This window comes from Calderihabitans maritimus (genome assembly GCF_002207765.1).
GTDB classification, from domain to species: domain Bacteria; phylum Bacillota; class KKC1; order Calderihabitantales; family Calderihabitantaceae; genus Calderihabitans; species Calderihabitans maritimus.
In genome coordinates this window covers 37,564-61,406 of the sequence record NZ_BDGJ01000117.1, presented here as the reverse complement: position 1 = coordinate 61,406, position 23,843 = coordinate 37,564, and the positions used below count along the sequence as shown (strand labels likewise).

General features: G+C 47.9%; 20 protein-coding genes. All 20 read right to left on the bottom strand.

Annotation, left to right across the window (positions count from 1 at the left end; translation table 11 throughout):
- Nucleotides 1-25 precede the first annotated feature (25 nt).
- The gene (gene tpiA / locus KKC1_RS10345) at nt 26-781 is read right to left on the bottom strand and encodes a triose-phosphate isomerase (protein WP_088554385.1); all 756 of its coding nucleotides are present in this window, start codon (nt 779-781) and stop codon (nt 26-28) included.
- An 18-nt stretch (nt 782-799) separates the two neighbouring features.
- Nucleotides 800-1,984 (bottom strand): phosphoglycerate kinase, encoded by a 1,185-nt coding sequence (locus KKC1_RS10340; protein WP_088554384.1) that lies wholly within the window; start codon nt 1,982-1,984, stop codon nt 800-802.
- Between the two features lie 81 nt (nt 1,985-2,065).
- The gene (locus tag KKC1_RS10335) at nt 2,066-3,073 is read right to left on the bottom strand and encodes an ArsJ-associated glyceraldehyde-3-phosphate dehydrogenase (protein ID WP_088554383.1); all 1,008 of its coding nucleotides are present in this window, start codon (nt 3,071-3,073) and stop codon (nt 2,066-2,068) included.
- A 330-nt stretch (nt 3,074-3,403) separates the two neighbouring features.
- Entirely contained in the window at nt 3,404-4,792 is a 1,389-nt protein-coding gene (gene rpoN / locus KKC1_RS10330; RefSeq protein ID WP_088554382.1) for an RNA polymerase factor sigma-54, read from the bottom strand.
- A 97-nt stretch (nt 4,793-4,889) separates the two neighbouring features.
- Nucleotides 4,890-5,489 carry a DUF1405 domain-containing protein gene (locus tag KKC1_RS10325; protein ID WP_088554381.1) on the bottom strand — a complete coding sequence of 200 codons (600 nt, stop codon included), beginning with the start codon at nt 5,487-5,489 and terminating at the stop codon, nt 4,890-4,892.
- Complete coding sequence (locus KKC1_RS10320) at nt 5,470-5,997, bottom strand: acyltransferase (RefSeq protein ID WP_088554380.1); 528 nt, start codon at nt 5,995-5,997, stop codon at nt 5,470-5,472. The genes KKC1_RS10325 and KKC1_RS10320 overlap by 20 nt, the downstream gene beginning before the upstream one ends.
- 13 nt (nt 5,998-6,010) lie before the next feature.
- A complete protein-coding gene (gene whiA, locus KKC1_RS10315; protein ID WP_088554379.1) occupies nt 6,011-6,967 on the bottom strand; it encodes a DNA-binding protein WhiA in 957 nt (318 codons plus the stop codon).
- 40 nt (nt 6,968-7,007) lie between these two features.
- Nucleotides 7,008-8,342, bottom strand: a complete 1,335-nt coding sequence (locus tag KKC1_RS10310) for a gluconeogenesis factor YvcK family protein (protein WP_238134275.1) — start codon at nt 8,340-8,342, stop codon at nt 7,008-7,010.
- A 2-nt stretch (nt 8,343-8,344) separates the two neighbouring features.
- The gene (rapZ, locus tag KKC1_RS10305) at nt 8,345-9,217 is read right to left on the bottom strand and encodes an RNase adapter RapZ (protein WP_088554399.1); all 873 of its coding nucleotides are present in this window, start codon (nt 9,215-9,217) and stop codon (nt 8,345-8,347) included.
- A 90-nt stretch (nt 9,218-9,307) separates the two neighbouring features.
- A complete protein-coding gene (locus KKC1_RS10300) occupies nt 9,308-10,042 on the bottom strand; it encodes a PHP domain-containing protein (protein WP_088554378.1) in 735 nt (244 codons plus the stop codon).
- A 102-nt stretch (nt 10,043-10,144) separates the two neighbouring features.
- Nucleotides 10,145-10,948 carry a Cof-type HAD-IIB family hydrolase gene (locus KKC1_RS10295; protein WP_088554377.1) on the bottom strand — a complete coding sequence of 268 codons (804 nt, stop codon included), beginning with the start codon at nt 10,946-10,948 and terminating at the stop codon, nt 10,145-10,147.
- Nucleotides 10,949-10,994: 46 nt separating this feature from the next.
- Nucleotides 10,995-11,333 carry a phage holin family protein gene (locus KKC1_RS10290; protein WP_088554376.1) on the bottom strand — a complete coding sequence of 113 codons (339 nt, stop codon included), beginning with the start codon at nt 11,331-11,333 and terminating at the stop codon, nt 10,995-10,997.
- Between the two features lie 11 nt (nt 11,334-11,344).
- Nucleotides 11,345-13,171, bottom strand: a complete 1,827-nt coding sequence (gene uvrC, locus KKC1_RS10285; RefSeq protein WP_088554375.1) for an excinuclease ABC subunit UvrC — start codon at nt 13,169-13,171, stop codon at nt 11,345-11,347.
- Entirely contained in the window at nt 13,134-15,998 is a 2,865-nt protein-coding gene (gene uvrA, locus KKC1_RS10280; RefSeq protein ID WP_088554374.1) for an excinuclease ABC subunit UvrA, read from the bottom strand. The genes uvrC and uvrA overlap by 38 nt, the downstream gene beginning before the upstream one ends.
- Nucleotides 15,988-18,003: an excinuclease ABC subunit UvrB gene (uvrB, locus tag KKC1_RS10275; RefSeq protein WP_088554373.1), complete on the bottom strand. Its 2,016-nt coding sequence runs from the start codon at nt 18,001-18,003 to the stop codon at nt 15,988-15,990. The genes uvrA and uvrB overlap by 11 nt, the downstream gene beginning before the upstream one ends.
- Nucleotides 18,004-18,116: 113 nt before the next feature.
- Nucleotides 18,117-19,148: a bis-aminopropyl spermidine synthase family protein gene (locus KKC1_RS10270; protein ID WP_088554372.1), complete on the bottom strand. Its 1,032-nt coding sequence runs from the start codon at nt 19,146-19,148 to the stop codon at nt 18,117-18,119.
- 109 nt (nt 19,149-19,257) lie between these two features.
- A complete protein-coding gene (locus tag KKC1_RS10265) occupies nt 19,258-20,502 on the bottom strand; it encodes a PDZ domain-containing protein (protein WP_143288733.1) in 1,245 nt (414 codons plus the stop codon).
- An 84-nt stretch (nt 20,503-20,586) separates the two neighbouring features.
- On the bottom strand, nt 20,587-21,762 hold the full coding sequence (locus KKC1_RS10260; RefSeq protein WP_088554370.1) for a S41 family peptidase: 1,176 nt from the start codon (nt 21,760-21,762) through the stop codon (nt 20,587-20,589).
- 137 nt (nt 21,763-21,899) lie between these two features.
- Nucleotides 21,900-23,051, bottom strand: a complete 1,152-nt coding sequence (locus KKC1_RS10255) for a murein hydrolase activator EnvC family protein (protein WP_088554369.1) — start codon at nt 23,049-23,051, stop codon at nt 21,900-21,902.
- 13 nt (nt 23,052-23,064) lie between these two features.
- Nucleotides 23,065-23,843: permease-like cell division protein FtsX (ftsX, locus tag KKC1_RS10250; RefSeq protein WP_088554368.1), on the bottom strand; the 779-nt coding region annotated here is incomplete at its 5' end.

Genomic DNA, 23,843 nt, shown 5'->3' with positions numbered 1-23,843 from the left:
TTTTTGCCACTAATTTTCGCCCCTTTTATCCTTCAAATCGAACAATCTGTGCAAAGGACTGGGCCTTAAGACTAGCTCCTCCCACCAAGGCCCCGTCGATATTGGGTTGTTCCATCAGTTCTTTAATATTGTCCGGTTTTACACTTCCCCCGTATTGAATTCGCATCTCCCCAGCAGCTTTTTCTCCATACATCCCGGCTACCACCGACCGGATATAGCTGATAACCTCTTCCGCATCCCGAGCCGATGCCGTTCTGCCGGTACCTATGGCCCAAACCGGTTCGTAAGCTACAACCACCCTGGAAACCTGGTCGTCCTTCAAGGAAGCCAAACCTTCCTCAACCTGTTTCCGGCAGACCTCTGCTGTTATACCCGCTTCTCTCTGTTCCAACGTCTCCCCAACACAAACGATGGGGTATAAACCGCAGCTTAATGCCGCTTTCACCTTTTTGTTGACCGTTTCATTGGTTTCCCCGAAATATTGTCTTCTTTCCGAATGCCCCACTATCACGTACCGGCAGCCCAGGTACTTGAGCATTTGGCCGGAAATTTCTCCGGTATAAGCCCCTTCTTTTTCCCAATGCATGTTTTGAGCCCCAACGGTCAAGTTTGTACCGCGACATAATTCAGTCACCGTCTCCAAAGCGGTAAAAGGAGGGCATACTACTATCTCTACGTCCTCAACCCCGGCTATTAATTCCTTTAATTCCTCTACCAATTGTTTCGCCTCTGCACCGGTTTTGTGCATTTTCCAGTTTCCGGCTATTATGGGCTTACGCACTTCCCTCCCCCTCTCATTTTACTTATCAGACAAAGCCTTTACTCCAGGTAGCTCTTTTCCTTCCAAAAACTCTAGAGAAGCACCTCCGCCGGTGGAAATGTGGGATAGCCGGTCCGATACTCCAACCTTTTCTACCGCCGCAACAGAATCGCCTCCACCTACAATGGTAGTGCCCGGCGATTCGGCCATAGCCCGGGCTACTGCTTCCGTTCCCCGGGCAAAGGGTTCCAGTTCGAACACTCCCATAGGTCCGTTCCAAATTACCGTTTGAGCTCTTCTAATTGCCTCGCTGAAACGCTCTGCCGTCTTAGGTCCTATGTCCAAAGCCATCCACTCCTCGGGAACCTGGTCCACCGCTACTACCCGGGAAGAAGCATCAACCGCCATCCTATCCGCTATCACCAGGTCTTCCGGCAGGTAAAGGCTCACACCCTGCTCTTCCGCCTGCCTCATCAACTCTTGGGCCAGGTCTAGCTTATCTGCTTCATACAGAGATTTGCCCAAGGAATATCCTTTAGCCACGAGAAAGGTGTTGGCCATCCCACCGCCAATAACCAGAGTATCCACCTTGTTTAACAAGTTACGGATAACCCCAATTTTATCCGATACTTTCGCCCCTCCGATGACTGCCACAAAAGGACGTTGAGGCTCAGAAAGGGCTTTACCCATAATTTCTATTTCCTTTTCCATCAAAAAACCTGCTGCCGCCGGTAAAAACTGGGCTACCCCGGCCGTTGATGCATGGGCACGATGTGCGGTACCAAAAGCGTCATTAACATAGAGGTCCGCCAGTTGAGCCAGCGCCCGGGCAAACTCAGGATCATTTTTTTCTTCTCCCGGATAGAAACGAACATTTTCCAGAAGCACAACATCGCCTGGCTCCATGGCCTCGATGGCCCTTTGGGGTTCTTCCCCGATACATTCGTCGGTTTTCACTACCTGCTGTCCTAGCAGGTCCGCTAAACGCTGAGCTACCGGGTCCAGACGCAGTTCGTCTTTAACCTGGCCTTTAGGTCTCCCCAAGTGGGAAACAAGAATAACCTTAGCCTTATTTTCCCTCAAATAATTAATGGTCGGCAACGCTGCTCTAATCCGGGTATCGTCGGTTATATTACGCTGTTCGTCCAGAGGAACATTGAAATCAACCCTCACCAGTACTCTTTTGCCCGCCACATCCAGATCTCTCACCGTTAATTTTTCCATTACCAACCCTCCTGAAAAAAGGGCCAGAACCGGAGAGCCCAATTACGGACTCTCAACTGACCCCTTTTTTGCTCCCAATAATTACAGTCCTTTCGAGGCTATATAGGCCGCCAGTTCCACAACCCGGTTGGAATAGCCCCACTCGTTGTCATACCAGGCAACAGCTTTTACCATGGTTCCTTCCATGACCATAGTAGACAGGGCATCCACAATGGAAGAGTGAGGATTACCGTTAAAGTCCCGAGAAACCAACGGTTCTTCGGTATAAGCCATTATACCTTTAAGTTCGCCCTCAGCGGCTGCTTTGAGAGCACTGTTGACCTCTTCTACGGTGACCTCTCTCTCCAACTCCGCTACCAGATCCACTACGGATACGTTAGGTGTAGGCACCCTCATGGCAAAGCCGTTCAGCTTTCCTTTAAGCTCCGGCAATACTAGCGCCACTGCTTTAGCAGCACCGGTAGTGGTAGGAATAATGGATTCGCCTGCCGCTCTGGCCCGGCGCAAATCCTTGTGCGCCTGGTCCAGTATGCGCTGGTCGTTGGTATAGGAATGAACCGTGGTCATCAATCCCCTTTTTACGCCGAAGTTGTTATGAAGAACTTTAACCAGCGGAGCCAAACAGTTGGTAGTACATGAAGCATTAGAAATTACATGATGGTTTGCCGGATCATATTTGTCTTCATTGACACCCAAAACAATGGTTATATCTTCATTTTTGGCCGGAGCCGTAATGATAACCTTTTTGCTTCCGCCTTCCAGGTGAGCCGAAGCCTGTTCCTTACTACGAAACAGTCCAGTAGACTCGACCACTATATCAACACCTAGTTCCCCCCAAGGAAGTTGCTTAGGATCCCTTTCCGACAAAACTTTAACCGGTTGCCCGTTAACTATTATTTGGTCGTCTTTAGCCTCAACCTGGGCATTTAACATACCGTGTACGGAATCGTATTTTAGGAGATAAGCGTTTGTTTCCGCGTCCGTCAGGTCGTTTACCGCTACCACTTCTACGTCCGGATTATTTAAAGCAGCCCGGAAGACCATTCTCCCAATGCGACCAAAACCGTTAATACCAACCTTTACTGCCATAAAACATTCCCCCTTCTTTATTTATTTTTTTATATAGCTACCCTTTCAGGAAGTTTTACTACCGTAACTAGAATAGTCAAAGGTCACCTCCCTTTATGCCTCATCTTTAGAAGACATAAAAAACAATTTCCTATTCCATTTTCTTTCAACTTAGTATTCCTAAATTAATTTTCTTCTATAACGCCTATTGAGCGATGAGAATGCCTTGAAAAGGTATTCAACACTAAGGGCTTGGATTCCTTTTCCAAGATTAGATAAAAAGCAGAAACACGAAGCGCCTGCTACACGAAAAAGAAAAAAGCCTACTGCTGTTCCGCAGTAAGCCTCTTCCTAATAACGCTTTCTTTTTAAAGCGGAAAGTATACCTAATTCGTCCCGGTATTTAGCTACTGTCCTCCGGGCTATTTTAATGCCTTGTTGTGCAAGGATCTTGGCGATTTCTTGATCGGTAAGAGGTCTTCGAGGATCCTCCTTTTCAATTAGTTCCCGGATCGTTCGTTTGATACTCTCTGCCGAAATAGAATTACCGGCCATACTTTCCAGTCCACTGGCAAAGAAAAATTTCAATTCAAAGACTCCCTGGGGAGTCTGCACATACTTATTTGCCGTAGCCCTGCTCACTGTAGATTCATGCATTCCCAGGACTTCCGCCACCTGACGCAGGTTCAAAGGTTTTAAATATTTAATACCTTTTTCTAAAAATTCCCGTTGAAACTCCACTATACAGTTTACTACCCGGTATAGGGTAAGCCTTCGCTGTTCTATACTCCTAATAATCCAAACTGCCGAATTTAAACGACGTTCCAGAAACTTCCTGGTTGTATCGTCACAACTCGCGCCTGCCTGAAGCAAATTTTTGTAAACAGGATTAATCCCCAATCTGGGTGTGAGCGTATCATTGACCAGGACAACAAATTCACCGCCCACTTTTTCGATCACTACATCCGGTATCACGTATCGGACATCGTTTGGGCTGCCAAATTTCCGGCCCGGTTTGGGATCTAGCTGTTTAATCTGATCGGCAATTTCCTGTATCTTGCGCGGGCTCACTTCAAGCTCCTGGGCAATTTTATTAATACGCCCCTCGGCAAGGTCTTTAAGATAAAATTTTATTATTTTTTCTGCCTCCGGCTGGTAATGTCCGAGATCCTTTAGCTGGATCAATAAACATTCAATCAAGTTCCGGGCCCCCACTCCGGGAGGATCAAAACCCTGCACCAATTTAAGAGCTTCTTCCACTTCCGCTTCGGAAGTATTAAAATGCCGGGCGACCTCTTCGGTAGAAGTCTGCAGGTAACCCTCTTCATCGATGTTACCGATCAAAAACTCTCCGAGGCGCCGAATTTTTTCCGGCACCCGAGACAGGTGAAGCTGGAACATGAGGTGGTCATGCAGAGTCGGGGCCTGGGTCAAAAAATGTTCGTAAGAAAACTCATCCTTTTCTTCCCTCGGTTGGGGAACATATCCCAGGTCGCTGCCGTCCTCAAAATATTCCTGCCAATCGAGGTCAAATTTATCTTCCACAGCCCCATCAGAGGCTTCCTCATCCTCCTGCATCTCATCCTTGATTTCCAGGACCGGATTTTCCAAAACCGCCTGCTGTAAATATTCCGCCAACTCTAGCGTCGATAGTTGTAGAATAACGATGGCCTGCCTTAACTCGGGAGTCATAATCAATTTTTGAGTTTGTTCTAAGGTCAGGCCGTAACCCATCCGCATTTTCTCCAACTCCCTGAAGTCAAAAAATTTCGTTAATTTATATTATTCTTTTCTCCCTGACCTTTTTCCTGCTTTCAAAAGGCTGGTAAATATTTATTCAAGAACTACGCTTGAACACCATCTTCCTCGAACTCAATAATCCGAGATAAGCAGCTAACAATCCGGTAAGAGCTACAGCGGAAAGCAATGCCAAGGGTAACTGCCCGGCAGTGAAAAGATAAGGGTGCAATCCAAAGCCGTAATCCATCAAATCATTGAAGGCCAACCAGGCAACAGTCAATCCTATTTCCGAGTAACCGGGCCGCATGTAGCGAAGGTAAATAAACCCTTCCAGAGCCATACCTATGTGGGAAATCAACAACAACCATTCCATGTAACTTTGGGAACCCCCGGAAAACCAGTATGAGAGAATGATTACCCCGGCCCAGATTCCGTATTTAATAACACTACAGAAAGCAATCAACTCCAAGACGGGAACCCTTTTCCCGAACCACCAAAACAACAAAGTCAAACTGAAAAAAGTGGCCGACAGCGGGCTGTCCGGAACCACCGGCCAATAAATGAACGGGGTCTCTTGCAACTGGCGGACATACCACAGGTAACCCAGCAGAGCGCCCGGCAGGTTAATAACCAACAACAACTGAACAAACCAGCTCTGAAACGGGTCTCGAAGGGCGCTAACTAACTTCTTCCTCATGCTTTGTCTCCCCTTTTGACCGGGAAACCGTCCCTATACTCCTGGCCGGCACTCCTCCCACCATGGTATAAGCGGGAACATCTTTATTCACCAATGAACAGGCGGATACAATTGCTCCCTCACCGACGGTAACCCCGGGAAGAATAGTAGTGTTGGCCCCGATAGTTGCATTGGCGCCAATTATCACTTTCCCCAGCCGGTATTCATGCCTTAGAAATTCATGACATAAAATAGTACAATTATATCCTATCGTAACATTGTCTCCCAAAACAATCAGTTCGGGGAAAAAAATATCAAACATGGCCATCAAGCCCACCGATACATTTTTGCCGATCTTGAGGCCTAGAAGGTTGCGGTACAGAATATTTTTTAGCTTTAAAGAAGGTGAATAGCGACAGAACTGAATGACGGCAAAATTGCGCATAACCTTCCAGGGACTAACAATTTTAGTCCAGTACTGCAAGGCATTTTTATCTCCCGGCAGAGAATATCTCTTGTAATTTCTCATTTATCATCAAACCTCATTTCTGCTGCCAGCTACCTTTTCTTAATTCTTCAGCTATTTTTTCCAGTTTACGCATTCTATGATTAACTCCCGATTTTCCTACCGGAGGAGTCAAAAGCTGTCCCAACTCTTTTAGACTAATGTCGGGATAACGCAGGCGCAATTCTGCAATCTCCCGCAAACTACGAGGTAAACTTTCCAGGCCTACAGCTTGTTGAATATAATTTATATTTTCCAGTTGTCGCAAGGAAGCATTAATCGTCTTGTTAAGATTGGCAGTTTCACAGTTGACCAGCCGGTTGACTCGGTTGCGCATATCCTTACGGATACGAACATCTTCAAATTTAAGCAGAGCGGAATAAGCTCCTACCACATTTAAAAAACCAATAATCTGTTCGCTTTCTTTAAAATAAATTACATACCATTCCTTACGCCGGGCAACCTTAGGTTGGAGGTTAAACCGGCTAATAATGTCCTTTATTTTACGGGCATGAAATTCATCTGCCGTTACTATTTCCAGGTGATAATTCCCTTCTGGATCACTGACAGAACCCCCTCCAAGAAATATACCCCTGAGATACGCTTTGCTACAACAAAAATCCTTAGCTACCTTCGGGTTCCAATAATCGCTTCCTAAACCGCCGGTCTCCCCGTCGATACCTAAAATTTGAAGTAAGGCCTTTACTTCCGGCTGGGAAAAAATTTTTACCATGTAGGTATTATTTTTACGGGGACGAACTCCCCTTCTTACTACAATCTCCGCTCGGATTTTAAATAACTTCTTGGTTAAAGTAAATATTTTACGGGCCACCGCAGCGTTTTCAGTGGAGACTAAAATTCCTATATCCTCTTTCCCCCGTATTTGAACTGTTCCATCCATGCGGATTAACCCTGCTAGCTCAGCCAGTTGACAACATTTCCTTGGTGAAAGCTTGCGGGCAAGTTCATTTTTAACCTTTTGGGAAAAAGACATTAGCAGCCCCCCACTTTAAATGGGTAATACTATTCTGTTCCTACCCTTTTGCCTCCCGGATCCTCTCTGCCAAATAGTGTTCTAAAATCTTAAGCCTGGCCGCCGGATTCCTGCCTGCCAAAACCTGTCTGATAATACACCGGGCCAGTTTATCCGGATCATGACGGATCAGGTTGCTCTTGTCTATCAGTCGTTCTTCCATCACTTTTACTCCCTGACGGGCCAGAGCAGCGCGGTTAACCCGGACCGGATATGCCCCCTGCTCCCGGTAACGAGCCAAAAGCTTTCTCGGTATCGGTGCCACATTAACCACTACGTAATCCACCAACCCGGGACCACAGTGGTCAACGAGGGCTTTAAGATGGTCATAAGCAGTGTAACCGGTTGTTTCTCCCGGCTGGGTCATTACATTACACACGTAGAAAATAGGAGCCTTCGTCCTCTCTAAGGCCTCTCTTAAACCCCTGACTAACAAGTTAGGCAAGACACTGGTATAAAGGCTGCCCGGTCCCAAAACCACGGCATCCGCTTGTTCGATAGCCTCTATGGCCTCTTTCAGAGGAGCAACATCAGGAGGTTTTAAGAATACTTTCCGAATACGGCCACGGGAGGAAGAAATCCTGGTCTCCCCTTCCACTATAGTTCCATCCTCAAGTTCTGCACAGAGAACTACATTATCCAGAGTCGAAGGCAATACCCGCCCTCGCAAGGCCAGTACTTTACCTATCTCTTTTACCGCTTTATCAAAACCTCCCGTTATGTCGGTAAGCGCTGCTAACAAAAGATTACCCAAACTGTGACCGGCTAAACCTTTTCCCTGGTCAAACCGGTAATTGATCAGTTTTTCCATTAAGCTTTCCGTATCGGCCAGAGCTACCAGACAATTGCGTGTATCACCAGGAGGCAGAATACCCAATTCTCCCCGCAGTCTCCCCGAGCTCCCGCCATCGTCAGAAACCGTTACTATAGCGGTCAAATTACTGGTGTAATTCTTAAGTCCCCGCAGCAGTACGGAAAGACCAGTCCCTCCACCGATCGCCACAATCCGGGGGCCTTTTTGCAAATGGCGCTTCTGGTAAACAACTTCCACAATCGGGCCCTCATTTTGGGGCAGCATAACCGCCAGGATAGAGCGAACCATACGGCGGAAGCCGGTAAGAAATAAAAAAGTTCCCAACAGCATCAAAATTATTCCGCCGGCTAAAGGCGCTGTCTGGCCGCTTCCCAAAAATCTCTTCGCCGTCGGCAATAGGGCAATTAACCTGGGGGCCACAACCAAGGCCAGCCCTATACCAGTCAGAAACATACCGACGAAAGCCAGGCCCAACCATCGTTTGATTTTCAGTCCTGGATAAAGCCATTTAATGGCGTTCACCGTTAACAACCCGCCCCTGTAGCTCGCAAGATGTCTCGGTGTTTAACCGAAACGCGAAAATCTTCTCCCTTCAGTTCCTGACCAATCCTATTAGCTATAGCCACCGAACGGTGCTGTCCTCCCGTACAGCCTATGGCTATGACCAGGTGACTTTTTCCTTCTTTCGCATAGTAGGGAAGCAAAAATTTTAAAAGATCGATAAATTTGTCTAAAAAGGCTGCTGTCACCGGAGAATTCATAACGAATTCCCGCACCCGCCGGTCATGACCGGTAAAAGAGCGCAGTTCCTGAACGTAATGGGGATTGGGCAGAAATCTCACGTCCATAACCAAGTCGGCATCCAGAGGAACACCATACTTAAATCCGAAAGACATAACCGTTATAATTAATTTATAATCCTTAACTTCACCAAATAATTCCGCTACCTGTTCTCTCAATTGCCGGTTGGTCATATCAGAGGTGTCAATAATTTTACTTGCTCTCCCTCTCAATTCCTGAAGGCGCTTTCTTTCTTCTATAATCCCTTCCAGAATTCGCTGGTCGGGAGCTAAAGGATGACGCCGGCGGGTCTCTTTGAAACGGCGAACCAGGGTTTCATCAGAAGCTTCCAAAAATAAAATTTCATACTTAAAGTTCTTTTCATCGAGGTAATTTAAAGCTTCAAACAGGCTGTCAAAAAATTTACCTCCTCTTATGTCCATTACCAGCGCCACTTTATCGATCTTGCCTTCGGCCTGCTCAAAAAGTTCTGCAAACTTGGGTATTAAGATGGGCGGCAGGTTATCAACACAAAAAAACCCAAGGTCTTCCAAACAGCGAACTGCCTGGGTCTTACCCGCTCCTGAAAGCCCGGTAATAATCACCAATTTTTGTATATTCGTTTTCTTCTGTTCTTCCGCCACCCTGAAACCCCCTAGTGCATATATTCTCCAATTTTACTTCGCTCTTGAAGAACAGGTTTCCTTCTATTGATAAACATTGGCTACCTGCTCGCGAGGGACTTTGGCTCTTTTTAGAAGGTCCAGGCCTTCCTCCACCTTCCCTACTGTCTCCGGAAAATGAGCATCGCTGTTCACTACAAAACGGACACCCTCCTTAGCCGCCTGGTGAATATCACCGATGTCCAGGTAGAAATGTCCCGTATTAATTTCAAAAAGAGTTTCGGTTTTTACACACGCCCGGGATATTTCTGAGATATCTACCGGCATCTTCAGACCGGGATGAACTAATATATCGACATCATGTCGATAAAGAGCTTCCATCAGACACTTGGTGTTGTCGTTAACAACACTACGCCTGATTCCGCTGCTCCAGGTACACGTCTGGTTCTTTACTAACAATCTCCACCCGCTCCTTACATCTACAGGGCGAACATAAGGATGCAGTCCCACCAGGAGCAGGTCCAGTTCCTGATAAATACGGCGGGGAACATCTATTTCTCCTCTCATCCCTATAATATCGGCTTCCGCGCCTACCAAAATATCTATATCCCCGTATATGCCTTGCAAACGTTCTATTTCCTTTTTCACCGCCAAATAGGTATCCGGAGTTTCTACGCCGACTCCAATGTTGTCCGGCCCGTGATCGGTGATGGCTATCGCGCGCAGGCCCTTCCTTCGAGCCGCGTCAACCATTTCTTCCACGGTTCCCCTGCCGTCACTGTAGTCGGAATGGGTATGATAGTCGGCAAAAATACGCATATCGGTCACCTCTAGATTGCTGCTTCATCTGAACCTTCTTTAGCTAGTATGTTATTTGTGATCTCCTCCCATACAACTGACTCCGCTACCGGAACACATCTTTTATCCATCCAGCAGGAACTTTTCCAGTGCTTCCGCTACTCCTTCTTCCCGGTTGGATTTAGTAACGTAGTCGGCCCGTTCCTTAATTTCTGGCCGGGCATTTCCCATAGCTATCGAAAACCCGGCAAAGCGAAACATTTCCAAGTCATTATAGCTATCCCCGATCACCATAATCTTTTCCGGGCCGATTCCCAAATGGGAAGCTACTGCCTCCAGCCCCCTCTTTTTGGTAGCTTCCGGGTGCATGAATTCCAGATACATGGGCTGTGACCTGGTAATATAAAGTTTTCCGCCAAATATCTTTCTACACTTCTCCTCCAGCGCCTGCAGCTTGTCCTCTTCCTGAATAACCAGAACTTTAATAGGGTCTTCCTGTAAGAATTCTAGGAGATCGCCGGCGGGATGAAGAGGCACATTGGACCTCCGGGCATACATTTCCCCTTCCGGCGTAATCTTCTCCACGAACAGCCGATCATCCAAGTATACGTTTATGGGATAACCATATTCATTCACCGTTTGTATTACCTGCCGGGCCAGTTCCAAGGGCACAAAACGGTGATACAGCACTTGACCTCCCTGAGAAGTCTTCACCAGGGCACCTTGGTAGGTGATAAGCGGGATATCCAAACCCAACTGCAGAGCATAGGGTTGAGCTGAAGCAAACATTCTGCCAGTGGCAATAGTTACGTGAACGCCTTGTTGCCGGACTCTCGCAATAACTTCTTGGGTCCGGGGAGAAATCTTTAAATCATCATCCAACAGCGTACCATCTAAATCTATGGCTACCAGCTCAAACCTCGGCAACGGCCACACCCCCAGTTTATACAATTATCTTCCAACTTCCCATGGCTTAACTCAGGAAAAAACTAATTACCCCGCTGACCAGGGACAATACCAGGGCCCCCACCACTGCGGCCCAAAAGCCTTCAACGTTAAACCCAGCCACCACCGTAGAAACAATCTTAAGCATTAGCCCATTAATAACCCATGTAAAAAGTCCCAGAGTTAAGATATTTAGAGGAAGAGTCAGAAGAATAACCAGAGGTCGAATAAAGGCATTTACTATACCCAGGATCAGGGAGGCGGTCAGGGCGGAAACAAGCCCTTCCAACCGTATTCCCTCAATAATTCGGGCAGTAATCAACAGGGCAACGGCATTTAATAACCACCGCCATATTAAACCTCCCATGGCCATCCTCCTTATTTTAGTCCCTGCAAATACCGGTATACTCTATCCGCCAGGCGGTTGTTCATTCCCTCTACCGCCGCCAGTTCTTCCTTGGTCGCCTTCCGCATGTGGGCAACGGAACCGAAGTGAGCCAGTAGAGCTCTCTTTCGCTTAGGACCAATGCCGGGAATTTCGTCAAGAATCGAACCGTAACTCTCCTTTCGGTGTAGCTTGCGGTGGTAGGTAATGGCGAAACGGTGGGCCTCGTCCCGGATGTGCTGCAGTATATGCAGGGCCGAAGAATCGCGAGGCAATTTAACCGGACTGGAGCTTCCCTGCCGGAAAATCAATTCTTCTTCTTTGGCCAAAGCAAATACCGGTATGTCTTTAATTCCCAACCGTTCCAGCACTTCCAAAGCTGCCGTGAGCTGTCCTTTGCCTCCGTCAATGATAATTACGTCCGGCAGGCGGGAAAAAGAAGTATCCTCAGCCGAATTTGTAGCCCTTCGAAAACGCCTCTCCAGGACCTCCTGCAGGCAGGCAAAGTCGTTAGGTCCCTGAACTCCTTTTATGCGAAACCGGCGGTAGTCAGAGTTCTTTGGTTGGCCGTTCTCAAATACTACCATGGAACCTACCGCTGCGTGGCCCTGGAAGTTCGAAATGTCGTAACATTCTATCCGTTCAGGAGGACGGGGCAAATCCAGTACCTTTTGCAAATTCCTCAGGGCCTCCTGCGTTTTCTTTAGCTGTTGCTGGGCAGCTTTCTCCGCTTCTTCTAAGGTCAGCCGGGCATTTTCAGCCACCATTTCCACCAATTGGCGTTTTTTGCCCCTGCGGGGAACAATCAGGTTAACTTTCTTCCCCCGTTTACGGCGAAGCCATTCTTCTATTACTTCCTTATCCTCAACATCTACCTGCAGGATCACCTCTTGGGGCACAAAATCCACCTTGCTGTAGTACTGTTTGAGAAAAGCAGTCATGATGTCCTTTTCCGTTTCTTCCGGTGAACTGGTAAGCCAGAAGTAATCCCTGCCGACCACTTTCCCGCCCCGAATAAAAAAGATCTGCCCGCAGGTCTTATCGCGGCCACGGGCTAGGGCCAGTACATCCTGGTCCTCCTGGCGGTCCGAAACTATTTTTTGGTGAGCCAATACCTCTTTGATTGCCGCTATCTGGTCCCGCAGTTCAGCAGCCTTTTCAAATTCCAGATTGGCTGCCGCCTGCCGCATCCTTTCCTCCAGATCCCTTATCAGGTCATCCTGGCGCCCCTCCAGGAAAAGAATTACTTCCCGTATTACCTGCCCGTATTCTTCTGGCTTCACCCGGCCACTGCACGGAGCCAGACAACGCTTTATATGGGCATTCAGGCAGGGACGGCTCTGTTCCCGCGGGTCAACTTTCTTGCAGGTGCGTACGGGAAAGAGGCTGCGCAACAGCTTCAAGGTCTCGCGCATGGCACCGGCACGAGTGTAAGGGCCGAAATACCGGGAGCCGTCTTTCTGCATGGAACGGGTGACCATAATCCGAGGAAATTCTTCTCCCAGGGTTATTTTCAGATAAGGATAATGTTTATCGTCTTTGAGGTTAACATTATATTTCGGCCGGTGTTCTTTGATAAGATTGCACTCGAGAATCAGGGCTTCCACTTCGGAATCGGTGACAATATACTGTAAATCCGTCACCTGCTGCATCATAACCCTAACTTTGGGCGGCTGATGCTTATCCGACTGGAAGTAGGAGTTTACTCTTCGCTTGAGCGATGCCGCCTTACCTACATAAATGATTTCTCCGGATTTATTTTCAAACATATATACACCGGGCTTATCCGGTAGCTGTTTTACTTTCTCCTTTAGGCTCATGTTTCTCACGCTCCAAAACCTGCCGCAGAAACTGCCCCGTATAGGATGCCTTCACTTCACTGACCTCTTCCGGGGTACCGGTGGCTACAATCTTGCCGCCCCGGTTGCCTCCTTCCGGTCCGAGGTCTATCACATAATCCGCCGTCTTTATCACATCCAGGTTATGCTCTATGACCAAAACCGTGTTACCGGAATCGGTAAGTCTTCCCAAAACCTCCAAAAGCTTATGAATATCGGCTATATGCAATCCGGTAGTAGGTTCATCCAAAATATACAGGGTTCTACCGTTGCTACGCCGACTAAGCTCCGCCGCCAATTTGACCCTCTGGGCTTCGCCCCCGGAAAGGGTGGTAGCAGGCTGGCCCAGTTTAATATATCCCAGACCCACATCTTGCAGCGTTTTTAACTTCCGGTAAATCTTGGGGATATGTTTGAAAAATTCCACCGCTTCATCTACCGTCATGTCCAAAACGTCGGCAATGCTTTTACCCTTATATTTTATTTCTAAAGTCTCCCGGTTGTACCGTTTACCCTTGCAGACTTCACAGGGCACATAAACGTCCGGTAGAAAATGCATTTCTATTTTAATAATACCGTCTCCCCGGCAGGCTTCACAACGTCCACCCTTGACGTTGAAGCTAAAACGCCCCGGTCGGTAACCCCGCATCCTGGCCTCGGGAGTTTGGGAAAAAATCTCCCGTATCCCGTCAAAAACGCCGGTGTAGGTGGCCGGATTGGAACGGGGCGTGCGCCCGATAGGTGACTGGTCAATATTTATTACCTTATCCAGATGCTCAAAGCCTTCAATGCCATCATGTTCACCGGGCTTCTCCTTGGCTCCGTGAAGGCGCTGGGCCAAAGAACGGTAAAGAATCTCATTAACCAAGGTGCTCTTCCCGGACCCAGAAACACCGGTTACACATGTAAAGACCCCCAACGGTATCCGCACATCTATATTTTTTAAATTATGCTCACGGGCCCCTTTAATGGTCAACCATTTTCCGTTACCCTGACGGCGAAAAGAAGGTACCGGAATGCGTTTTCGACCGCTCAAATATTCCCCGGTAATCGATGCCCTGCAATCCATAATATTGTCTAAACTTCCCGCAGCCACCACTTTTCCGCCTTGAGCACCGGCACCCGGCCCTATGTCGATGATATAGTCGGCTGACCGAATAGTCTCTTCGTCATGTTCCACGACTATCACGGTATTGCCTAAATCCCTCAAACGCTTCAAAGTTTGAATCAGCCGGGCGTTATCCCTCTGGTGAAGCCCTATACTGGGCTCGTCCAGTATATAGAGCACCCCTACCAGGCTGGAGCCGATTTGAGTGGCCAGGCGAATCCGTTGGGCCTCACCCCCGGAAAGGGTGCCGGCCGAACGACTTAAGGTCAAATAATCCAAACCCACATCTACCAAAAACTTCAAGCGTTCCCGAATCTCTTTCAGTACCTGCCGGGCAATTAGTTCTTCCCGCTGGCTAAGTTCCAGGGAAGCAAAAAATTCCAACGCCTCAGCGACCGACATCTCGGTAACTTCATAAATGTTCCTTCCTCCCACCAGCACCGATAAACTTTCAGGCCGCAGGCGCGTTCCCCCACAGGCAGGACACGGTTTGACGCTCATGTATTCTTCCAAATCTTCCCGGGCATAATCCGACTGAGTTTCCCGGTAACGCCGTTCTAAATAGGGAATTACTCCTTCGAAACTGGTACCAAAATAACGGATTTGTCCAAATCGGTTTACGTAACGGACCCGTATCTGTTCTCCACCGTTCCCGTAAAGCAAGATATTTAAGAACTCCGGGTCTAAATCCTTAACCGGGACATGCATACTTGCCCCGTAGTGCTCCGCCAGTGCCTCCAGCAGTTGCTGGTAGTATCGGGTAGTCGCCTTACTCCAGGGCACTATAGCGCCCTCGGCCAGAGAACGATTCTTATCGGGAATGACCAAGTCAGGGTCAACTTCTCTCTTGGTTCCCAACCCGCTGCAGGCAGGACATGCTCCGTAAGGACTGTTAAACGAAAACATACGGGGCGCTATTTCCTCAAAGCTAAAACCACAAACCGGGCAGGCAAACCTTTCACTGAATACCAGCTCCTCCCGACCTACTACGTCCACCATTACCGTACCTTCGGCCAGCTTTAACGCCGTTTCCAGAGAATCGGCCAACCGCTTTTCTATTCCTGCCTTTATGATGATCCTGTCGACCACCACTTCCAGAGTATGCTTCTTATTCTTTTCCAGTTCTATTTTATCGCCCAACTCCCTAATTTCTCTGTTCACCCTTACCCGTACAAACCCTGCTTTACGCAGGTTTTCCAGGACCTTCTGGTGCTCTCCCTTACGACCCCGCACCACCGGAGCGAGAATCTGCATACGAGTTCCCTGCTCATAAGTCATCAACCGGTCAACTATTTGAGAAACGGTCTGCTGACTGATGGGCCGCCGGCAGTTGGGACAGTGAGGCCGTCCCACTCGCGCAAACAAAAGGCGCAGATAGTCGTATATCTCGGTAACCGTACCTACTGTAGAACGGGGGTTTCGGCTGGTAGTCTTTTGGTCAATAGAAATGGCCGGTGAAAGTCCTTCTATATAATCTACATCAGGTTTATCCATCTGCCCCAAGAATTGCCGGGCATAAGCCGACAGCGATTCCACGTAGCGCCTCTGTCCCTCGGCGTAAATAGTATCGAAAGCCAGAGACGACTTTCCGGAGCCACTAAGTCCCGTAATAACTACCAGTTTATCCCTCGGGATTTGCACATCAATATTTTTTAAGTTATGTTGTCTCGCTCCCTTTATAATAATTTTTTTATTTCCCATGGACATGCCTCCGCCTGGTAGAATTCCTGCTCAATTGTTGCCGCAAATCGATAATCAAATCCCGCAATTCCGCTGCTTTTTCAAACTCCAGGGCACGGGCGGCATCCTGCATTTGTCTTTCCAGGTCCCGGATGAGCTTCTCGGTCTCCTTCTTGGATAAATTAGATACTTCCCGCCGGGTAACATAACGGGCTGGTTTCTCGGCCGCATAAGTGGCCTCAATCACATCCCGTACCGCCTTGCGAACCGTTTCCGGCTTAATGCCGTGCTTCCGGTTGTACTCCATCTGCAGCTTCCGGCGGCGGTTTGTTTCATCAATAGCCTTCCGCATGGAGGCGGTGATGGTGTCGGCATACATGATTACCATCCCATCCATATTGCGGGCAGCACGACCAATGGTTTGGATCAGGGAGGTTTCAGACCGCAGGAAACCTTCCTTGTCGGCATCCAGAATGGCCACTAGAGATACTTCGGGCAGGTCCAATCCTTCCCGCAATAGATTTATACCCACTAACACGTCAAACTCGCCCAACCTCAAATCCCGGATTATTTCCTGCCTTTCCAGGGTATCGATTTCTGAATGAAGGTAACGTACTTTGACCCCAACTTCTTTTAGATATTGGGTTAAATCTTCCGCCATACGCTTGGTAAGAGTAGTTACCAGCACCCGCTGGTTTTTCTCTACTCTCAAGCGGATTTCGTACAGCAAATCGTCAATCTGCCCCTGGATGGGACGGACCTCTACCCTGGGGTCCACTAAACCCGTCGGCCTAACTATCTGCTCTGCCACCTGCTCGCTGTGCTCCAATTCATATGGTCCTGGAGTAGCGGAAACGAAAATCACCTGATTTATTTTGCTCTCAAACTCCTCAAACTTCAAAGGCCGGTTGTCGATGGCCGAAGGCAGCCGGAAGCCGTGTTCCACTAATGTTTTCTTCCGCGAATAGTCTCCCTCAAACATTCCCCTTAATTGAGGAATGGTAACGTGAGATTCATCGATAAATATCAAGAAGTCGTCCGGAAAATAATCCAATAAAGTATAAGGCGGTTCCCCCGGCCTGCGCCCGGTAAGGTGCCGGGAGTAATTTTCGATACCCGGACAGAAGCCCATCTCCCGCATCATTTCCATGTCATACCGGGTACGCTGTTCCAAGCGCTGAGCTTCCAGCAGTTTGCCCTGAGCCCGCAATTCAGCCAACCGTTCCTCCAATTCCTCTTCAATAGCCTGCAGGGCTGTCTTCATCCGGTCCGGCTCAATAACATAGTGACTGGCGGGGAAAATAGAAACATGTTTTCTTTGACCAAGTATCTCGCCCGTGAGGGTGTCAATCTCCAAAATTCGTTCAACCTCATCGCCGAACATTTCCACTCGGATGGCTTTTTCTGTAAAAGAAGCCGGAAAGATTTCGATAACGTCTCCGCGTACCCGGAAAGTCCCGCGGCGGAAATCCACGTCATTGCGGGCATACTGAATTTCTACCAGCTTGCGCAGGATGCAGTCCCGGTCATACTCCTGTCCCTGCCGAAGGGAAAGCATCAGATGCCGGTAATCTTCGGGCGAACCGAGTCCATAGATACAAGATACGCTGGCCACAATGATGACGTCCCGACGTTCAAATAAAGCCGCCGTAGCCGAGTGGCGCAGCTTGTCTATCTCCTCATTGATAGTGGCTTCCTTTTCAATATAGGTGTCCGTTTGAGGAATATATGCCTCCGGCTGATAATAATCGTAATAGCTTACAAAGTACTCCACCGCATTTTCCGGAAAAAACTCCTTAAACTCACTGCAAAGCTGAGCGGCCAACGTCTTATTATGGGCAATTACCAGCGTCGGCTTTTTAACCTGCTGAATGACATTGGCCATGGTAAAAGTCTTGCCGGAACCGGTTACGCCTAGCAAAGTCTGGTATTTCATACCGGATTTTATTCCTTGAACCAAAGCTTCTATGGCTTTGGGTTGGTCTCCTTTAGGAGAAAAATCTGTCTTCAGGCGGAATTCAGACACTGGTCTTCACCTGCCGCAGCTTTAATTGCACTATTATAATATTATAACATTTGTTAAACAAAAAACCCAGGTTCTACTTGTGAGACCTGGGTTATAAATAAACCTTTCTAGTGTTAAGGCAGGGTAGCATAAGATTCATTATCAAAATAAAGCTCCCGCCCTAAAGAAGATTTTTTATCGGTAGCCGGTTGAGGAACTCCCACCGCTTCAAGGCGGAATAGGTTGGAAGTATACCAGTTCACTTGCGGAACAGGCAGGGGAACCGGTGCCTTTTCCACCACCGGATAGTTCTTCGTTACAAATTTCTCTCTTTCCAGAATATATCTGTGGAAGTCGTGAACCAAATCGGTTATGACAAAGTTCATATCCAATATCATCTGTTGGATGGCATACCACTTTTTACGCGAAGCTTCTAAATGAGTCAAGCCGAAATAGCCGGCTGAAGATTTCCCCTTAAGGGCCTGAATACAGCGCGAAAGGAAAAGCTTTAGGCCAGGTATGGTCTCCACCGGGTCGGTGACAAAAACATCAAATTGTCCCTGCAGTTCTTCCGGCAAAGGATTTCTCACATCGTACTTTACCACCTGCACATTTTTCCATCCTTGCCGCTCGACAACAGTAGTTATGAATTCAACTATCCGTTCGTCTATTTCCGCTACCACTATCCGCCGCGGCATTTGAGTCAGGGCTGCCGCGATGGTGGTAAGGTCATCATCTCCCAGAATGAAAATGTTTTTGTTCTCCAGATCCCCTCTGGCATACATAAAAGCAACCCGAGCTACCGTATTCTCTGGTTCCACAAAGCCCTGATCAAATTCTGCAATGGCCGGCGGACGGTCCTTGGTCAGCTGGCGAAATTGTTCCAATACCTCTTGAAAAATTCCTTGCAGTACCAGGCCTTTACCTTCACACCGAGAGCAGATAATATCTTGCAGGGGTTTTATTCTGTTCCTTCCGGCCCACTCTTGTCCCTTTTCGGTAAGAGTAATTTTCTGGTCATCCGCCTCGATAATTCCTTCTTCTATCAATTGTCCGATCTCCTGACAGTAACTCGACAAATCTCCATCCTGGTCGCGTATCAATTCCCAAAAGGACTTCTCCCCGGCCAATAGGCTCCGTATAATTTGCATCCTAGTCCGTTCCAATAGCCTCACCTCCAAACATTGTTTCTTACTTAAGGGGATCAACCATCAACAGCATATAAAAAATGTTTTCAGAATGCAAGAGGGTTTATGGAAATCGGACGGCCAGATTTTACTTTCTTAAAAGACGTTCCCAAAAGCGCGGGAGAAACCCTTTTTGGCCAAACTCTACATGAGGACTGTCGTAAGGCTCGGGAGCTAATATGACACCGAAAGGTTCATCCACCGGCTTCCTGCCCTGCCGGCGCACAAATTGCTTTTGGTCAAAGCTGATAAAGTCTACTTCCACAAAAAACGGTGAAATAGCCAGAGCTTCCGCCAGGTCGTAACGAGAGTTCACACGATAGCCGTTAACAGATATTAATATGTCACCGCTTTTCAATCCCATAGAGGCCGCAGGAGAGCTCCTCAATACATCAAGTACCATTACTCCTTCCGGCGGGGCGACATACAACGGCTTTCCATTAAGTTCCCGGCGCTGACCTAATTTGATGATGTATTCATGTCCCAGGGGACCAAAAAGGGCCGGAACGATAGAAAACACGGGATAATAAGAGGCAAAAACAGATAATCCCAGCAGCAGGCTATAGACTGCCAGGTTAAAAGCCGATATTCTGCTTTTCCTTTGGGGGACCGAAGTTACAGCCAGGTCGCCATACCCCAGCCCCGCAATAACCGGCAGAATGGCATAAATAACGTTATCCAAATTCCCCGCGTGCATGGGACGGATTAAAGGCCACCAATCAGGCATCTGTACCATATCAGCCGGGTTAACCTGCCCGGTCAACGGTACCGCCAATAAAGCCACAATGGGTATGGGCCAGAACTTCTGCAGGTTGAAAGCTCCGACTACCCGGCCGGTAACATTTCTGGTGTAAACCGGCAAGGCACCCAAATGACCGCTAATCAGAATAAGTATACTCTCTACCATATGTAGTATGGCAACCAATCCCATTAAATGAGGTACATCGGTCTTGGGAAAGCCGAGCAGGATGGAGCTCAGGGAAATTATCCCCCCGGCATAAGAAAAACAAAGAAACCGGGGACTGATAAGCATTAAGGAAAAGGCAAGAATTAAAAGCCAGACAATCGGTATTTGAGATAGGGATATCCCGACCAGGATCATCAGAAAACTCCCCAACAGCCCTCCCAACAGGCCGTGAAAGGTGGCCAGCAACGTATGCTGCCATACCGGTTCGTCAGTCACCCCGAACAAACGCTGCTTGGTCTGGGCAAAGCGGCGGTATTGGGCTCCTACCAGCAAGACAACCAACCAGAATAAAGGATTGGACAATGCCTGCCCGAAGGCAACCAGGATCATAGGCAATATTTGTTTTACGGGGAACAAAATAACCACCCTTTCCCACTTCTAAACCTGTTCACCCCGTGCGGTCACCGCATGCAACAATACGGCCATGAGTGTTCCCTCATGGCCAATCCTTCAGATCTCTTTTTGTAAAATCTCTATGGCCTTGAGCAGTTGAGCGTCCTTTTCCGTATCAGGTGCATGCATCAATATTTGACTTTCCAGTTCCGGATCCAGCTTTACCTCAACGTCCGGCTTAATACCTTTCTCGTGAATGTCATTTTTGGCTGGAGTCAAATACTTGGCTGTAGTAAGCTTGACGGCTGCTCCTCCGTCCAATTGAAATACCGTTTGTACCAGCCCTTTGCCAAAAGTAGTCTCGCCAACTATAATTCCCGAATTAGTATCCTTAATAGCCCCGGCCACAATCTCAGAGGCGCTTGCACTTCCTTTATTAACCAACACCACCAGCGGGTATTTTTCCCGCCGTCCTTCCGTATTATGCGGTATCGTTTCATGCTTGCTGACCAGGTAAACCACCGGTCCCTTGGGGATAAAGTATCCGGCCACGTCAATAGCAGCCGAGAGCGATCCTCCCGGGTTATTGCGCAGGTCCAAAATAATGCCTTTAAATTCTTTTTCTTTCAATTCCGCAAGAAGTTCTCCCAATTCCCTGCCTGTATGTTCATTAAACATGGTGATGTTAATATAGGCAATTTCCGGATAGTCCTCTAAAATTTGTCCATTCACCGAGGGTATTTTAATTTTATCCCGCGTTACTTCAAATTTTAACAGCTTATCTACTCCTTCCCGCTGAACCCAAAGGGTAACCTGCGTTCCAGGATGCCCTTTCATCAAGTTGGCGGCCGTTTCAATATCCATATCTACCGTTTCCCGGTCGTCTATTTTCACAATAACATCCCCCGCCTTAATCCCGGCCCGATGGGCCGGCGTACCTTTAAAGGGGGAAACCACCGTTAACTTATTGCCTTTCTCCATAGTAATCAGCAGGCCTACGCCGCCGTAGGTTCCCTTAATATGCGTTTCCAAATGCTTGTACGCTTTGGGTTCCATGTAAACCGAATAGGGATCCTTTAAAGCCTCAACCATCCCTTTCATGGCACCATCTACTAGTTCGGCCATAGAAACAGGCTCTAGCGCCTGAGTCTTAATCAAAGAAACAACCTTGACAAATCGCCCCAAATGGGAGTAATTGCTGGCAACAACTACTCCTAGCGTTGCCGTAATTACTATAAAGGTAACTACAATACCAATAATAATACCCCGCCAGAGCCTGTTATTACCGTTCAATGATAATCACCTGCCAGAAATTACTGTTATACAACCTTATGTATATGTATTATCTTACTAGATTATTTATAAAAACACAATAGAAAGCAAAAGACGGGGGAACTGCAGTCGGTAACAGTTCCCCCATTCTCTTCCATTTAACGAAGATAAGGCCACGGGTTGACAGGGTCACCGTTGATTCTTACCTCAAAATGGAGGTGCGGCCCGGTACTTAAGCCGGTACTGCCAATGCGGCCAACAGTCTGCCCCCGGCGAACCTCCTGCCCTTCCCTCACCAGGTAGGAACTGAGGTGCGGGTACATGGTAGATATGCCCCCTCCGTGGTCCAGTATCACCGTATTGCCGTAAGCACCAAACCAGCCGGCATAGATTACTATACCGTCCTCAACCGCAACCACCGGGCTGCCATAAGGAGCTGCTATGTCCACACCTGTATGGAAACGTCGCGTTTTCAAAATAGGGTGTATTCGCCAGCCATAATCGGAAGTTATCCGCGTATATCCCGGCGTCGGCCACGTAAACCTTCCGCCCCGGCCAGCCCTCTGCCGCTTGAGCCGGGCCTGTATCTCCCGAATTTTAGCAGCTATCAGCTTAGACGCTTTCTCTTTTTCCTCCAGCGCCCTCAGGGCAGCTTCCTTTTCCGTCCGGATAGCCGTCAAAATCCGCTCCTGTTCTTTTTTGCGTCCTTCCAGTTTTCTCTTCTTGTCCTCCGTTTCTTTCTTAAGCAGGGCAATTTCATCTCTTTTTACCTCGAGATCTGCTTTTCGGGCTTCTATTTTTTTTCTCTCCGTCTCCACCTGACGAATCAATTGGATATCCTGTTCCACTATTTTTTGCATAAAATCGTACCGAATCAAAAAATCGGTAATACTGGTTGATTGCATAAGAACTTCTAAATAATTTACGGAACCGTTCATGTAGATACCTTTAATTCTGGCTGCCAGAGTATCCGTAAGCTGCGCCAGTTTTTTTTCAGCTTCTTCAAGTTCCTTTTCCGCCTGCTCCACCTTTTTCTGGGCAACTATCAACTGGCCTCGCAAGTCGTTTAGTTCCCGGGTCAAAAGTAAAATATCATTTTCCAACCTTTCAACCTGTTCACTCAGGCTCTCAATTTGCCTGTTCTTCTGCTCGATTATATTCTTCTGTTCTTCTATTTCCCGGTTAATTTTTCTCTGCTGCTCCTTAAGCCGATCCAGTTCGGAACCATACACCGGTATGAGTAAGGTTCCTAGAAATGCCAGTACGGTGAGCAGTCCCAAAACAAGGCGATACTTCCGGCAGCGCGACATAGCCCAACCCTCCTCACACCCGTAAAAAACGCCGTACGGAAATTGCGCTGGCCAGCGCCCCCATCAATGTACCCGCTAAAGCCAGGAGTCCTACCACCTGCCACAAAAGAACCGGATCTTCCAAAACTGGAACAAAAGGAACCGTTTCCTTCACCCGGCGAACCAGGGCGTCGTAAGTAAAGTACATGCTGCTTCCGGCCAGTAACGAACCAAGAAATCCTAAAATCATACCTTCCAAGAAGAAAGGCCACCGGATAAACCAGTCACTGGCACCCACATACTTCATAATGTTTATCTCTTTGCGGCGGGTATAGACAGTTAGACGAACACAAATGGCTATTAAAAAAATTGCTCCCACAGAGAGTAATATCAGTATCAATGTTCCTATCCAGCGCAACCAACTTATTACGGCAAATAGCTTCTCTACCACACCTTTCCCGTATTTGACTTTTTCTACAAAGGACATCTGTTCAATGGCATTAGCCAAAGCAGGTACGTTCCGGGGTTCCCGGGCCTTCACAATATATACATCCGGCAAAGGATTCCGCCCCGCTAAAGCCTTTAACAAGTCATGTTCCTCTCCCAGTTGCCGGTTGAGAAACATGAGCCCCTCCTCTTTGGGTATAAAACGAACTTCGGCCACATTGTACATTTGAGATAATTCCTCACCTAACTCCTCAACTGCTTCTTGAGGAGTATTTACCTCTACAAAAACTACTATCTCCAAAGAGGATTCAATTACTTTGGCTGCATAGTTTGTATTAAGCAGTATTAGAAGAAAAAGCCCAAGAA

Bases quoted from the DNA above. Each gene is read 5' to 3' on its own strand.
- KKC1_RS10255 (WP_088554369.1), bottom strand. From the start codon at position 23,051: ATGTCGCGCTGCCGGAAGTATCGCCTTGTTTTGGGACTGCTCACCGTA.
- KKC1_RS10340 (WP_088554384.1), bottom strand. From the start codon at position 1,984: ATGGAAAAATTAACGGTGAGAGATCTGGATGTGGCGGGCAAAAGAGTA.
- uvrC (WP_088554375.1), bottom strand. From the start codon at position 13,171: ATGAGCCTAAAGGAGAAAGTAAAACAGCTACCGGATAAGCCCGGTGTA.
- KKC1_RS10290 (WP_088554376.1), bottom strand. From the start codon at position 11,333: ATGGGAGGTTTAATATGGCGGTGGTTATTAAATGCCGTTGCCCTGTTG.
- rpoN (WP_088554382.1), bottom strand. From the start codon at position 4,792: ATGCGGATGGGTTACGGCCTGACCTTAGAACAAACTCAAAAATTGATT.
- KKC1_RS10325 (WP_088554381.1), bottom strand. From the start codon at position 5,489: ATGAGGAAGAAGTTAGTTAGCGCCCTTCGAGACCCGTTTCAGAGCTGG.
- KKC1_RS10300 (WP_088554378.1), bottom strand. From the start codon at position 10,042: ATGCGTATTTTTGCCGACTATCATACCCATTCCGACTACAGTGACGGC.
- KKC1_RS10335 (WP_088554383.1), bottom strand. From the start codon at position 3,073: ATGGCAGTAAAGGTTGGTATTAACGGTTTTGGTCGCATTGGGAGAATG.
- uvrA (WP_088554374.1), bottom strand. From the start codon at position 15,998: ATGGGAAATAAAAAAATTATTATAAAGGGAGCGAGACAACATAACTTA.
- whiA (WP_088554379.1), bottom strand. From the start codon at position 6,967: ATGTCTTTTTCCCAAAAGGTTAAAAATGAACTTGCCCGCAAGCTTTCA.
- KKC1_RS10320 (WP_088554380.1), bottom strand. From the start codon at position 5,997: ATGAGAAATTACAAGAGATATTCTCTGCCGGGAGATAAAAATGCCTTG.